General features: G+C 33.2%; 15 protein-coding genes and 1 pseudogene. 11 read left to right on the plus strand and 5 right to left on the minus strand.

Features of this window, described 5'->3' with window-relative positions; translation table 11 throughout:
- Positions 1-197: 197 nt before the first annotated feature.
- Both OZP09_RS02620 and OZP09_RS02625 read right to left on the minus strand, forming a co-directional pair.
- Positions 198-995 (minus strand): transposase, encoded by a 798-nt coding sequence (locus tag OZP09_RS02620; protein ID WP_269236381.1) that lies wholly within the window; start codon positions 993-995, stop codon positions 198-200.
- Positions 971-1,735 carry a transposase gene (locus tag OZP09_RS02625; protein WP_269236382.1) on the minus strand — a complete coding sequence of 255 codons (765 nt, stop codon included), beginning with the start codon at positions 1,733-1,735 and terminating at the stop codon, positions 971-973. The genes OZP09_RS02620 and OZP09_RS02625 overlap by 25 nt, the downstream gene beginning before the upstream one ends.
- A 116-nt stretch (positions 1,736-1,851) precedes the next feature.
- Here OZP09_RS02625 and OZP09_RS02630 point away from each other — a divergent pair, with 116 nt between their 5' ends.
- On the plus strand, positions 1,852-2,421 hold the full coding sequence (locus tag OZP09_RS02630; protein WP_269236383.1) for a hypothetical protein: 570 nt from the start codon (positions 1,852-1,854) through the stop codon (positions 2,419-2,421).
- A gap of 219 nt (positions 2,422-2,640) precedes the next feature.
- Here OZP09_RS02630 and OZP09_RS22645 read toward each other — a convergent pair.
- Together OZP09_RS22645 and OZP09_RS02635 are read right to left on the minus strand one after the other, a co-directional pair.
- Positions 2,641-2,805: pseudogene (locus tag OZP09_RS22645) on the minus strand (IS91 family transposase); the annotation flags it as partial.
- A 234-nt stretch (positions 2,806-3,039) separates the two neighbouring features.
- A complete protein-coding gene (locus OZP09_RS02635; protein WP_269236384.1) occupies positions 3,040-3,363 on the minus strand; it encodes a hypothetical protein in 324 nt (107 codons plus the stop codon).
- A gap of 115 nt (positions 3,364-3,478) precedes the next feature.
- Between OZP09_RS02635 and OZP09_RS02640 the strand changes: the two genes are divergently transcribed.
- From OZP09_RS02640 to OZP09_RS02655, 4 genes are all read left to right on the plus strand, one after another.
- The gene (locus OZP09_RS02640) at positions 3,479-3,715 is read left to right on the plus strand and encodes a helix-turn-helix domain-containing protein (protein ID WP_269236385.1); all 237 of its coding nucleotides are present in this window, start codon (positions 3,479-3,481) and stop codon (positions 3,713-3,715) included.
- A gap of 30 nt (positions 3,716-3,745) precedes the next feature.
- Positions 3,746-3,940, plus strand: coding sequence for a PLDc N-terminal domain-containing protein (locus OZP09_RS02645; RefSeq protein WP_269236386.1), 195 nt, complete (start codon positions 3,746-3,748; stop codon positions 3,938-3,940).
- Positions 3,941-3,954: 14 nt separating this feature from the next.
- Positions 3,955-4,548 carry a class I SAM-dependent DNA methyltransferase gene (locus OZP09_RS02650; RefSeq protein ID WP_269236387.1) on the plus strand — a complete coding sequence of 198 codons (594 nt, stop codon included), beginning with the start codon at positions 3,955-3,957 and terminating at the stop codon, positions 4,546-4,548.
- Positions 4,549-4,693: 145 nt separating this feature from the next.
- Positions 4,694-6,964, plus strand: a complete 2,271-nt coding sequence (locus OZP09_RS02655) for a TonB-dependent siderophore receptor (protein WP_269236388.1) — start codon at positions 4,694-4,696, stop codon at positions 6,962-6,964.
- Between the two features lie 140 nt (positions 6,965-7,104).
- Here the strand turns inward: OZP09_RS02655 and OZP09_RS02660 are convergent, their stop codons facing one another.
- Positions 7,105-7,488, minus strand: a complete 384-nt coding sequence (locus OZP09_RS02660; RefSeq protein ID WP_269236389.1) for a GreA/GreB family elongation factor — start codon at positions 7,486-7,488, stop codon at positions 7,105-7,107.
- 592 nt (positions 7,489-8,080) lie between these two features.
- On the opposite strand from OZP09_RS02660, the gene OZP09_RS02665 reads away from it, so the two are divergent.
- From OZP09_RS02665 to OZP09_RS02690, 6 genes are all read left to right on the plus strand, one after another.
- Positions 8,081-9,517, plus strand: coding sequence for a hypothetical protein (locus tag OZP09_RS02665; protein WP_281310232.1), 1,437 nt, complete (start codon positions 8,081-8,083; stop codon positions 9,515-9,517).
- Positions 9,518-9,797: 280 nt separating this feature from the next.
- Positions 9,798-10,232 (plus strand): MarR family winged helix-turn-helix transcriptional regulator, encoded by a 435-nt coding sequence (locus OZP09_RS02670; protein ID WP_281310233.1) that lies wholly within the window; start codon positions 9,798-9,800, stop codon positions 10,230-10,232.
- Between the two features lies 1 nt (position 10,233).
- Positions 10,234-11,616: a serine hydrolase domain-containing protein gene (locus OZP09_RS02675; protein ID WP_281310234.1), complete on the plus strand. Its 1,383-nt coding sequence runs from the start codon at positions 10,234-10,236 to the stop codon at positions 11,614-11,616.
- A 170-nt stretch (positions 11,617-11,786) separates the two neighbouring features.
- Positions 11,787-12,542 (plus strand): helix-turn-helix domain-containing protein, encoded by a 756-nt coding sequence (locus tag OZP09_RS02680; protein WP_269236395.1) that lies wholly within the window; start codon positions 11,787-11,789, stop codon positions 12,540-12,542.
- A gap of 33 nt (positions 12,543-12,575) precedes the next feature.
- Positions 12,576-13,736: an FAD-dependent oxidoreductase gene (locus OZP09_RS02685; RefSeq protein ID WP_281310235.1), complete on the plus strand. Its 1,161-nt coding sequence runs from the start codon at positions 12,576-12,578 to the stop codon at positions 13,734-13,736.
- A 200-nt stretch (positions 13,737-13,936) separates the two neighbouring features.
- Positions 13,937-14,365, plus strand: a complete 429-nt coding sequence (locus OZP09_RS02690) for a copper resistance protein NlpE N-terminal domain-containing protein (protein ID WP_269236397.1) — start codon at positions 13,937-13,939, stop codon at positions 14,363-14,365.
- The last annotated feature ends 70 nt before the right edge of the window (positions 14,366-14,435 follow it).

The following is a 14,435-nucleotide window of genomic DNA, read 5'->3' on the forward strand; positions in this document are numbered from 1 at the left end:
TTTGGGCATTTGGCTTAATTTAAAAATGGTCTTGTATTTGGGATGTTTAGGCAAATCCGAAAATAAGGCTTAATTTAATCCCAAACCTCTTGTAGCAAGGGAACGTCAGGCTGTGAAAAAACCTTCCTTCTTCTATTAAAGTCTTAAAATTTCGCCGCACTATAATTCCAATAAAGCCTTACACTTGACCGCTTTTTTTAGGCTGTCAATTTCTCTGAATAAAAAACTGTTGCTGTATTTAGCTTTAAATAACTCGTTTTCAGCAAAAACAAGACCTTTTCCTTATAAGGTGAGTTCCATTTTTGGAGTTTGGCAATAAGTTCGGGAACGCCCAATATATTGATACTGCGTTTAATATTATAGACCAGCATAATCAGGCTGTGTTCTCCATTTACTTTATCGAGTCCTGTTAAATTGGTGTGGTTATAGCCCCATTGCCGTTTGATGGTTCCAAAGATGTGTTCGTTTATTTCCTGTCGCTTGCGGTACAGCTGTGGATTTTCCTGATAACGTTTGTTGTTTTCTTCTACGGCATCTGCATATTGGCTACGGTCAATTTCCCTGCCTGCCGCTCTACTGGTGCATAAATGTTTTACAGGACATTCCCTGCATTTGGATGTACGGTACTTTTTAAAATTATAGCTGTCTTTATCGGTTGTTTTCTTATGCCATCTTCCCGTGGTTTGTAGCGTTTGCCCTTCTGGGCAAGTGTAGGTATCATTGGATTTGTTGTATTGAAACCTGGCAACCAAATAAGCAGGCTGTGTGCCGTTTTCGTTGCTTTTTCCTTGCCCGGGCTGCGCTACAATGGTAGTGATGCTGCCTTGTTTGCAGATCTCTATTTGTTTGCCGTTGTGATAACCTTTGTCTACAAGGGCAGTATAAGTTTCAATTCCTAAATTCTCTTTGGCTTCAAGGGCAATAGCCGATAAAGCACTGCGGTCGTTCTTGTTGATAGTGTGCGTGGCTACTACAAGATTGTGTTTGGCATCCACTGCAGCCTGAACATTAAAGGATATTCAACTACTTGTCCCTGCACTAATAATGCTCTGGCATCACTATCGGTAGTGCTGATTTGAGGCTCTCCACTGGCCTTTAACTTTTCTTCCAGCAAATCATAGCGAAGCTTATTTTGTTTTAAGCGTTCTATCTTTTGTTGGATGTTTTTGATTTTTGGAGCATTTTCTTTTGCATCATTTTCTTCCAAAGCATCTAGATATTCTTGGGTTTTAGCTTCAATGTATTCTAAATGTTTGTCTATTTTCTTTTGGTTGAAATTAGCTTTACGGCTATTGTGCGCCCTGCTTTTAGTTCCATCAATAGCAATGGTTTCACAGCCTATTAAGTCGGCGTCTTTTAAAAACACAACATAGAGTTTAAACAAGTTCTTTAATGCCAATGAATTATTCTTTCTGAAGTCTGATATACTGTGGTAGTTGGGACGAATGTCTTCTAATAACCACTGCATTTCAATATTTCTGAAGGATTCTCTTTCTAATTTTCTGGAGCTTCTTATTCCGTTGATATAGCCGTACAAATAGGCCTTAAGGAACAACGTGGTATTGTAGCTCGGACGGCCTTCTCTTTTAATGGTCTGTACTGAAAACCCTAGTTTGGAAAGGTCTATAAACATAACAAATGCATCTATAAACCGCACTTGATTATCGTGAGCTATAGTGTCTTCCAGACTGGAAATACGCATTTGGTTACGAGAAATTCCTGAGATATGTTGCATCCTTAAAAATACGAAATTTCCTGCTGTAAGAAAACTTTTTTGCTATATTTGATTCGAATACAAACGGAAGTTTTTTCACAGACTGACGTTATGGGCAAGCTTACAAAAAACAACATATGAAATACACTCTTTTATTTTTTATAATTCCTTTTTTTTCTTTTGCGCAAGTTGACACTGTAAAAGCTGTTGTGATAAAAGAAAATAAATCCAAAATTGACTCAATCGAAACAAAAACGTATACCGATTATGAAAACGGTTACTCAATTGAAAAACCAAAATGGCTCAAAATTAATCCTGAATTGCCTTCAAATCGATATGGTGGAACTATTCCAGCCGTAGAAGGAATTGAGAATGCAATTATGATAACTGCCTTAAAAAAGAATCGTTACGAAAATTTTAATGATTTCGTGCGAATCTTTATAACAGGGAATAAATTCGGACAACCTACTCTATTTAACGACCAATTTATTTTTTATGGTAGAAATGAAAAAGACTTTAAAAAAATAAAACACGGAGTAGCTTCACGTTTATTCTATATGTACAAAAATAAAATATATCATAATCAGTTTGTTCTACTTGAAACCTCAAGTTCATATTTATTTGTACATTTTAGTTCAACACCTGAAACTTACGATATAAACATAAAGAAGTTTAATGAGTTTTTGAAAGGACTAACCGTAGAATAAAGCCTGCCCATAACAGCTAGAGTTTCGTTGCGTGCGTAGCACGAACAATGAAACTTGTGTTGAACGGAACCGCTGTGATTCCGCAACTATGGAGTTATCGTAAAAGAGATTTGTAATTTTTCAAGAGGATTTAGTGTCCTCTTTTTTTGTGGAATGGTTTGGCTTGGTTTTTTTCGTGTTTTCCTTCACTTTTGGACATAACTTCCCTTACCCGTAAAATTAGTTTTCACAGGCACGCGAATTTTGGCTACCGCCAAGATACCAAGGTGGTGGACCACGCTGGTCAAAAACCGCTATTCGGTGCAAGTTGCCTGTTTTGCAACAGGGACATTTTGGCAAAAAAGGTTTTTTTTCTGCTTTTTCCAGTACTTTCACTTGCAGTTTTACCACTCTTGTGCTCGTTTGCAACGAGTACCTACATAAATTAAAAAAGTAAATCGTAGCGTTTGTAACGCGGCTACCAAAACAAAATATTATTATACATTTTATGTAGGCAATCTATCTAAAAAGCCGCGTTACAAACGCTTTATTTAGTTTTCACAAGTAAAATAGATACTCGTTGCAAACGAGCACCAGATTGAGTAAACGTTGCGATAACTTATGCTTTTTTTACAAATATCACAACTGAAGCTTAAATAATTCATCCAACAATTCCATTTCTTCTTCAGGCAGTAACTGCAAAGCAATTTCAAGTAATGTCATTACATTAACATCCGTGTTTACGGTATGACTTGATAAACTTGGCATATCATGATGAAGCAAAAAAATACTTGCTTTTAGCAAATCTGAAACCATTAAGTTTAATTGGTTATAACCGGATACTTTTAGTTTTACGTCAAACGAATTATTGGTGTTATTGTGTGATTTTAGCTTTTTAAACTTTTTCGACGTGTACATTGATTGAAGAAATTCTGCTATTTGTTCTTTATGTTGTATTTCCATGACTTAAGTTGGATTTGTTTATCTATTCCAAATCAAAAATACAAAAAAAATCAGTCACATACAACCGAATGCATACATTCACTTAAAAACAATCGATTACTTGTAATTTCATCACATGAAAAGAACAAGAAAAAGTGAGGTTCCAGAAGTTGTAAAGCAATTAGGAATCAAAATAAAAACAATAATTCAAGACAAACAATTAAAGCAAAGAGAGGTTGCTCATGATGCAGAAATGGATGTTGAAACTTTAAGAAAATACATTAAAGGTACTCAGGAAATGAAAATAAGTACCTTATTCAAAATCGCTAGATCTTTAAAAATAGAACCAAGTGATTTAATTAAAGACTTATAAAATCAATATTTAATTTCTAAAACAATATAAATGGATTATTCAGTTTTGGGTTTATTGATAGTTTTGGGTGTGATAGCATTTGTATGGTTATTACCAATATTAAGTATTCTTTTCTCCCGTAAAACTACTGGTGGAGAAAAATTAGCTTGGATTTTGGCTGTACTTTTTATATCATGGTTTGCCTGGATTTTTTATTTATTACTTGCACCTATTAAAAAGAAATAAAACATAATAAACCTTTGACAAACAAAGACTCATACAATAAAATTATTGACAACTGGATCAAGGCCAGTAACAATGCTATTGTAAACAAACCCATCATTGATTTTGCTGACCACGTAAATTCAAAAGGAACTATTTTAGACATTGGCTGTGGAACCGGAATGCCAATAGCCAAATATCTTTCTGATCGTAATTTTTCCGTAACAGGCATAGATCAATCAGCTAAAATGATCGAAACAGCCCAATCTCAAGGAATTAAAAATACCGATTTTTATCTCGCCGATTTTTTTGATTTTGAATCAGATGAAAAGTTTGACGGAATTATCGCCTGGGATTCTCTTTTTCATTTTCCAAAAGACCGGCAAGAACACATTTATAGAAAAGTATATAACTTATTAGCACCTGGAGGTTATTTCCTTTTTACACACGGAAAAGTAGAAGACGAACACATTGATAGCATGTTTGGAGAACCGTTTTATTACAGCTGTCTCTCTAAAGATTTTGTTCTCGACTTAATGAAGGAACTAGGTTTTGAAATACTATTTTCAATTGAAAATTTTATTGAAGAAAAAGATCAGCGGGACTGGGTTGTACTCGCAAGAAAAAAGTAAAATTTAAAATCAATTCGCACCAATCGCTAACGTATTATAAATCAATATTTCAAAAAAAATTATTTTTAATTATTCTAAATAAATTTTGTCCTTACCTAATAAGTATCTATTTTTGCCTCGCTATTTTTAATTAATCTGAATAATAATGAAGCATAAAATTTTACTTTCCACAGCAATTCTTTTTTCTGTTGTCACTTTCGCACAAGAGGTAAAAAAAGACACGATCAATTCTTTACATGAAGTTGAAGTCACCTCTAAATCTAAATACAAAAGAGAAAAAAGTACTACTGTATCGAAAATGCCATTAAAAGACATGGAAAATTCGCAGGTAGTGACATCCATTACTGCAGGAATGTTAAAAGATCAGGTAAACATATCTTTTGATGATGCACTTAGTAACGCAACAGGTGTTACAAAACTTTGGGAATCTACCGGTCGTGGTACTGATGGAGGCGGTTATTATGGCACAAGAGGTTTTTCTGTTCAGCCTGGTTTAAAAAACGGATTGCCAAATGTAGGCAACGGAACTCCGGATCCTGCAAATGTTGAAACAATTGAAGTTATTAAAGGACCATCAGGGGCATTATACGGCGGCGCTTTGACTTCACATGGTGGTTTAATCAACATTAATACAAAACAGCCTTTTGACCGCACAAAAACCGAGGTTGGCTATACTTTCGGATCCTTTAATACACACCGGGCAACTGTCGATCATAATCAGGTACTGACTAGCGATAACAAAACTGCTTTTCGCATCAACGCTGCTTATACCAATAAAGAATCATTTCAGGATTATGGTTTCTCAAAATCATTTTTTGTAGCCCCTTCCCTATTGTGGACGATCAATGATAAGTTATCATTTCTGGTTAATGCAGAAATTATGAATTCTAAAGGTACAAATCCTACCATGCTTTTTGTGGACAGAGCTTCTCCTGTTCGTGCCAATACAGTTGAGAAAACTGGTTATGACCCTAACAGATCTTATACAAGCAATGATTTGACTTTAGAAAATCCGTATTACAATCTTCAGGCAACGATGAATTATAAGTTTAATAGTCAATGGTCTTCTAAAACATCATTCTCAAATTATACTTCTTATTCTAAAGGATATTATACCTATTTGTATGAAGGTACAACAGCAATTGAACAAATGCTTGCTCCTGCATTTGGTGGTAACCTTACAGTAGATGGTGCCATTTATTCCCGCTCGGTAAGCAAGCAAAATACCAGAAATAAAGGGCTTGACGTACAGCAGAACTTTTTAGGCGATTTTAAAATCAATGATAATCTAAGCAACAAATTATTAATTGGAGGCGATTATTATCATGAAAAAATCATTACCAATAACAGTTCATACGGAAATCAGGGTTTTATTCACGTAGGTGGAACAAATAATGTTCAGTTTCAGGCTTTACTTCCTTATCTGCACGCCGCTTACGGAAGTCCAATGAAATTGAATGCACAAGGAGACGACTCAGGTGATTTAACAGAAAGTGGTGCCGATCAGGTAATTACCGCCCAACCGGAAACGAATGCTACATTAGACAATTACAGTGTTTATATCTCAGATGTTTTCAATATTTCTGACCGATTGTTTATTAATGCTGCAATACGTTTTGATGTTTACGAATCGAAATACAATACAGTAGGCAGTGATAATTTCAACAAAAACTTTTCGAGTTGGTCACCAAAATTTGGTTTGGTTTTTCAACCAGTTAAAGAAAGGGTTTCTCTTTTTGCTAATTATCAAAATGGTTTTGGCCGTCCTCAGCAAGTTGCTGATTATAATGCCGGGGTGGCAACAAATTATTTCGCAAAGCCAGAACAGTCTATTCAGTACGAAGGCGGTGTAAAAGTAGATTTCTTTGATGGTAAACTTAGCGGAACTTTAAGCTATTTTGACATTACAGTTAACGACAAAACCATTTTCGTAGGAGATTACACAGATGGATTTATTACACAAGACGGAAAACAGCGTAACACAGGTTTTGAAGCTCAGTTTTTATTTGTCCCTCTAAAAGGCTGGAACATTACTGCAGGATACTCTTATATTGAAAGCAAATTAAAAGAAGGAAATACGGATTTTGTTGGTTTACGTCCTGAAGATGCGGGTCCACGCAACGTTGCTAATTTATGGACAAGTTATAAGTTTACTGATAATTTTGTACAAGGTTTAGGTTTTGGTTTTGGAGCCAATTACGGAAGTGAATATGCAACTTTAAGCAGAAATGTTGCAGGAAAGTTTTATCTGCCGGAATATTTAGTATTAGGCGCCACAGCGTTTTATGATGCGAAACATTTCAGACTTGCCGTTAAAGTTGATAACTTAACCAATGAAGAATATTACAAAGGATGGTCTACAATCAACCCGCAAAATCCAAGAAGCGTTTTAGGTTCAGTATCTTTCAATTTTTGATACATATTATTTTTTGTTTTTTTTACTCCTCATGAAAATGGGGAGTTTTTTGTTTAAACCGTGGCTAAATCGACGAGACTAAATCAGCAAGTACTAAAAAAAAACATCCCGTTTTACGGGATGTTTCAATTACTAATATGCTAAACAAGTTTCATTTCTTCTACTTTCAGTATTTCTAGTTTCAAATCTCCTTTCCTGGAAGGCCATTCTATAAGTTTTCCTACCTTATAACCAGCGATTGCAATACCTTCCTCAGAAAGTATTGAAATTTTGTTTTTATTTACTTTAGATTTATCAGGAGCAACAAAAATTACTGTTCTTTCTTCGTTCTTTATATGATCTTTGTAAGTTACTTTGCGGTTTATAGAAACGACATCCGAAGGCAGATCGCGCCTTAACACTTGTGATGCTTTTTTAAGCTCAGCATGTAATAATTCTTCTTCTTTTGCTGTTACCTTCTTTCTTCGCACATGATCTTTAATCAAATCATATAATCCTGTTGTTAAAATGATATTTTGTGACATAATTTTCTTCTTTAGTTCACTTTAAATAAGAATGATACAAAACTCTTCATTGAATATATTGAAGCCTTAAACTTCAGATTCAATGATTATCATAATTCTTAAAATGAAAATTAAATAAACGAGCTATCTAAGTTAAAAATGATCCCTGCCCAGAGTTATGACAGGGCTTAATAAATAAACTCTTTTGAATTTTTTAAGAAAGTGTCATCATGCAAATATAATAATGGATGTATAATGCACATCAAGCGATTATTTATAAAATAAAAATTTGAAATCTTCATTATTACATTTGATTTATAAGATTTATAAAGTTACTGATTATAATTGGAAATAAAAAATAGTCAAGTTGTTACTCTTACCAGACGATGATTATACTGATTAATTTCTGACGCTAAACTTTAATTCTTAAAAAAAAACTCAGTTATCTGAAAAATCTTTCTAAACTAATCACAACATATTTTTTTAATTTATTTCTATGGTTTGATACCTAAATACAGCTGTTTCAAGACATTTTTTCAGACGTAAGTTCCATAATTGGTTAGTTTCAGGTCTTTAAAAGAGACTCGCAATAAATTAACTAAGAAATCCAATTATGAAAACTACCAGAAACCTATTACTTTTAATTACGCTAACTTCATTGTTAGCCTGTAAAAAGGATGCAAAAGAAGAAAAAGCTACTTACACAGCTGTAAAAAATAGCGTTGCTGCTTCCGAGTGTTTAGCTCCTGCTAATTGGTTTACAATCGTAAACAACACCCGCCAGACTCCTCCGCCAAATGAAGGGCCGACAAGCGTATTTGCCAACAATGCAACAGTAACTAATTGTGACTTTCATCAATGGTCATGGCAAAAATTTCTTTGGCTTACAAATGAGGTAAATGGGGTTCCATTCTTTATGACTAATATGATTCAGGTAAATGCGGCTGGGCAGAAATTAGATCCAAGTAATGGAATCGTTTTAACAGATACTGCCCAGGCAAGCTCTACTACTGATATTTTAAAAACTCCTGCTGTTCCAAAATCAGCTACAGTTTATTATTCTATATTCATGGATAATCTTCTTTACTCAACCATGCTAAAATATGGCCCTATAGCAAAAAATGACCCATCAAAAATTAAAGAAATGACGTTTCCTGTAGGTTCATTAGAACTAAAAACATCCTGGATTGATGCCAGTATTCTCAAAGACCCTTCTTCTTATTTTGTTACCCAGGGAGTAATTAATGGCGTAAAAACAAAAGTGGCCCTTTTAGGAATGCATGTAGTAGGAGTTGTAGAAAACCATCCAGAATTTGTATGGGCCACATTCGAACACGAAAATCTTGCCCCTGCTTACGACTGGTCAAAAGCTACACCAACATCCGATGCTCCGGTAACCAGTACAGTTGACTATCCGTTTTTTAATAAAAACAGCACAGCAACAGTTAAGAATATAACTTCAGGAAATGGAATTTATACTGATGTTTTTTCACTTTATAAATATGGTGTACCAGTTGAAAAAGCGATGAAAGGTTCTTTTAATGTCCAGCTTTTTATGAAAACAAGTCAAAATGGTTCAGAGAATTTAAATAATATTCGAACTATTAATCAAAGCGTTAAGTCACAGCTGCAGGGAATTTGGAATAATTATTTTTATAATGGCTCAATATGGATTAATACAGCCGGTTACAATACCCCTCAGCAACAGGCGGCATTATTAAATTCTTTAAGCTATAATCTTTCAAATTCAGAACCCGGAAAATTGACAAGAGGCTCTGTTGCTGCTTACAATATTACTATGGAAACTTATGTTCAGGCAGGATTTTCTCCAACTTCCATACATCAGACTTCAGTAAATGACCTTGTTAACTGTTTCTCCTGCCATAACACCTATTACAATACTAACAATGTTTCGCCGCTTTATTTTAGCCATGTTTTTACAGGATATGTACAAAACCTACAGGGTTTAAACAGAAAACAAATCAAACAGGAACATGTTAAGGAAATTGTGAGAGAGTTTAATTTGCGTTTAAAATTAAAAACCAAGTAACCCCATCTTACTTTAAAAGAATATTAAAAAATTATAAATGCAAAACCACAGACAGAAGTCTGTGGTTTTTATGCTTTAAACATAATCTCAATAACTAAAAAACAAACCATTTTTTCGATGTTTATTTTCAAAAATTGCAATAATAAGCCAGGCCTTACCCGACTTGTTAATACAGCTGTAATAGAAACAAGTGAAAAAAACAATTGATAATTTAAAAATAAGTGTCAAAATATTTTCTTTAATTGATATATCAATTATATTTGTATCAAATATTTTATTTATGAAAAATAATAAAACAGTAACAGTTCTTTATACTGTTGAACAAACCATAAAAGAATACAGAAAAATAGCACAGAAAAATATAAGCAAGGTAATAAATGATATTACCGTTGATCAATGTTTATTATTGATTTTTCTTAACAATAATTCTAGTCTCTCTCAAAAAGAAATTGCAGAATTAATTTTTAAAGACAATGCTTCTGTTACCCGAATAATTGAATTAATGGTAAAAAAAGATTATTTAATCAGAAATATAAATCCTTTAGACAGAAGGAAGTTTAATCTGGAAATAACTTCTAAAGGAAAGAAAACCATAGAGCTTTTAACACCAATCATAAACCAAAACAGACAAACTGCACTGCAAGGATTATCAAACGATGAAATTGAATTATTAGATAAATTACTAACTAAAATAATTACTAATTGTAAAAAATAGAATGAAAAAATTTAACCCACTAAAGAAATCATTACAAACTTTTATATTTCTGCTTTTTACATCACTATTTTTTGGTCAAAAGAATGTATCAGCTAACCTGACAAAATATATGCAGGCACAAGTTGACATTAATCAATTTAGCGGAACAGTATTAATATCAAAAAATGATACCATTTTACTTAAGAAAGCCTATGGTTTAGCTGATTACGAATGGAATATCAAAAACACTACAGATACAAAATTCAGTTTGGCTTCTGTAACCAAACAATTTACAGCCGCTGCAATTTTACAACTGGCAGACAAAAAAAAATTATCACTTACTGATAAATTAAATAAGTTTTTCCCGGACTTTCCAAAAGGAGACAGTATATCAATTCATATGTTACTTTGCCATATGTCAGGATTACAAATGGATTATGATGAATTATATTTAAGCAAAGTAGCAATAAAACAGGAAGAAGTAAAAAGGCATGTAATACTAAAAGATATTATTACGCAGGATGATGCATTAAAGCATATTGAAAAAAAAACACTTTTGTTTTCACCCGGTACTAATACATCTTACAGTAATATAGGTTACTATTTACTTGCTCGTATTATTGAAAAATTATCAAATACAACTTATGCTAATTATTTAAAAGTGAACATTTTTGAGAAATGTAAAATGAATAATTCAGGCGTAATCACTAACGATGAATTAATATCTGGTAAAGCAAGAAATTATATCCGGTCAGAAAATAAATATTTGAACAATCCTTATATTAACTGGGAATTTAACATCGGACATGATGGAATTTATTCTACTGTTGAAGACCTGGCATTGTGGGACAAAGCCCTTTATGGAACAGAAATTTTATCAACAGAGATGAAGAAGCTTATGTTTACTTCTTATAATGAACAAAATTGGGGATATGGTTTTATGATAAATCCTTTTTATAACCACGGACATCAGCTAATTGCTCATGATGGCGGTTTTTTTGGAGCCATGACTTCTCTAAATCGGTTTACAAATGACAATGTATTTATAACTGTTTTATCTAATAACCAATCATTATCACATATCATTGCTTATGGACTATCAGGGATTATATTTCAAAAAGATGTAGAAATTCCGTATAAACATTATCAAACTAAAATAGATACTTCACTATATGACAAATATAAAGGTAAGTACGGCAACAATATTGAAATACTAAAAATTGACAACAAACTTTATTATAACAGTGTAGAAACAGAAATTATACCGGAATCCAAAACGAAATTTTTCAGAGCAGACAATAATGACAGAACAATTGAATTTATTGATGAAAAATCAGAAAATTATAACGCTGTAATTATAACAAACGGAGGAGTAAAAGAAATTGTTAGAAGAAGTATTCCCTAAAAAGCACAAACGGATAAATCATTTTTTTAATAGTTAAACAACGAATAAAAACAAAAAAGCTCCTGGAAGTAAATCTTGCCACTTTTTTATTTATAAAGGTACTTAATGAACTTGCATCAATATTTTGTAATAAATTTGACTTTCGTATAACAACGAATACAACATGAAATATGAACAAAGACTTCTACTACAAAGCTATAGCCCCAGACGAACCACTTCTTGATTTTGTAGAAAACATTGGGATGTTTCATAACAAGTCAGACAACCCCATGGAAGTAGTCTTACTGCCAGACGGAAGAATTGATTTGTTTTTTATGCAATCTGAATCTAATGCATTTCAAATTGCACTTATTGGTCTTGAAAATGTACCGGAACAACAAATTATTCCGGCAAAAACACTTGCTTTTAAAATTAGTTTTAAACCTTTGGGAGTGGAATATCTTTTACAGACTTCTATTGCTGATATTTTAAACAGTGCCAAAATTTTACCAGAAAACTTTTGGGGTATTACCAATGAAGATCTGAAAAATTTTGATGCCTTTCACAATAAAATAGCCAGAAAACTAAAAGAACTGTTACCTAAAGAAACAGATGAAAGAAAGCGCAAACTTTTTAAAATGGTTTACGCATCAAACGGCGAAGTAAAAATAAAAGAACTTTCAGAAAAAATATCCTGGGGCAGCAGGGAAATCAATCGTTATTTTAACAAGCAATTCGGTCTTTCATTAAACGCCTTCTGCAAAATTTTGCGTTTCAAAGCATCATTGGAACATATTGCTAAGGGGAAACTATTCCCAGAATTAAACTTTACAGATCAAACTCACTTTATAAAAGAAATAAAGAAATTTTCAGGTGTAGTTCCCCGTGAATTATTAAAAAATAAAGATGACCGATTTATACTATTATCTGTTCTGAAACAGCAATAATTTTGTCCTGTATTAATTTTAAACAGGACAGAAATGCTACTAGAAAATAAAAAAGTCGCTATTATTGGCGGCGGTCCGGGCGGACTTACCTTAGCCAGACTTTTACAACTTCAAAATGTAAACGTAAAAGTGTATGAACGGGATGTGAATAAAGATGCACGTGTACAAGGTGCACCGCTGGATTTACATGACGAATCAGGTTTAGCTGCAATCCATAAAGCCGGCTTATTTAATGAATTTATAAATAATTTTCTGCCCGGAGCTGATAAAACCCTGATTACAGATGAAAATGGCACGATATTTTTCAGTGATCACGAAACAAATATTGAAAAGGATTTTGGCAACGAACATTTTCGCCCTGAAATAGACCGGGGTGCTTTGAGAAAAATTTTACTCGAATCTTTACAGCCCAAAACTGTTATCTGGGATAGTCATTTCGTCTCAATGGATAAGCAAAATGATGGCTGGCTAATTCATTTCAAAAACGGAAATTCTGTTTATGCAGATCTTGTGATTGGTAGTGATGGCGCCAATTCTAAAATTCGCCCGTACATTACAGATATCAAACCATTCTATTCAGGCATAACGATGCTTGAAGGCACAATTTATGATTCGGAAAAGTCTGTACCGGTTATTCATAAAATTTTAAATGGCGGAAAAATAATGGCTTTTGGGAATGAAAAAAATATTTTAATGGGGCAAAAAGGAGACGACGCTATTGGATTTTATGCAAGTTTCAGGGCAGCTGAAAACTGGGCTTTTAACAACGGTTTGGACTACACTGATAAAACACAAATCTTAAATTGGTTCAAAAACAGTTATCCTGAATGGAGCAATACCTGGTACGAACTATTCGAAAACGCATCTGTACCTTTCATCCCCCGTCTTATCAATTGTATGCCCTTAGACCAAACCTGGAAAACCCTGCCAAACGTCACAATCATTGGAGATGCTGCACATGTTATGCCTCCATTTGCCGGAGAAGGTGCTAATATGGCCATGCTTGATGCTTTGGAATTAAGTGAATATTTAACTTCTGATGATTATACTACAATAGTAGAAGCTATTTCTTTTTATGAAATAAACATGCGTAAAAGAGCATCAAAAGCAGCACAGGAATCACTTGAAAATGGGGAAAAAATGCATTCTGAAAATTCTCTAAAAACAATGTTGGCTTTTTTTAGTGTAGAATAAAAAACTATTTTTTACACCTTCATAACTTGGTTACGGAAAATCAGTGATTAATTAAGAAGAAAAATATTTCATAATCATAGTGAAAAAATTCCTACTTTGCAAAAACTTTTACAATAGAAATATACAACATATCCAAAAGGATGTTCATCTACGATATTTTAAAAATGTTAATCCAGTGTTTAAAAAATAAAAAGAAACCTATGAAACTATTCATTTCCACCTTATTTCTGCTTTGTAATCTTACTCTGTTTGCACAATCAAATCAATTCACTGGTGATTACACCCGTTCACTTAGCGAACAAGGAAAGCATACAATCGAATATAAATTGACTTTAAATCAGGATGGAACATTTGTATTTCATTCCTATAAGAAAATGCAAGGCGCAACCCCACCAGAAGTAAACAAATACGGTAAAGGAAAATGGAGTGTAAAAGATAACCTTATTTCTTTTACAGCAAACAAGCCAGAAGATTTAGATGATACATATACTTTGGATTTTAATAAGTCAACAGCACGATTCATAACCAAAAATCCCAGAGATAAAAGCGACAAAGTAGTTAAGACTAAACTTCAGTTTTTAGAATCTGAAATTTTCTGGATGGAAAGAATTGACCTTTTCAAAATATAATTCAGATTACCTATTTTACCCCGGCCGATACAGATAGTATCTCAAAACCTTAGTGGCTTTTTTGTAAAAA

Source organism: Flavobacterium flavigenum (assembly GCF_027111255.2).
Lineage (GTDB): Bacteria > Bacteroidota > Bacteroidia > Flavobacteriales > Flavobacteriaceae > Flavobacterium > Flavobacterium flavigenum.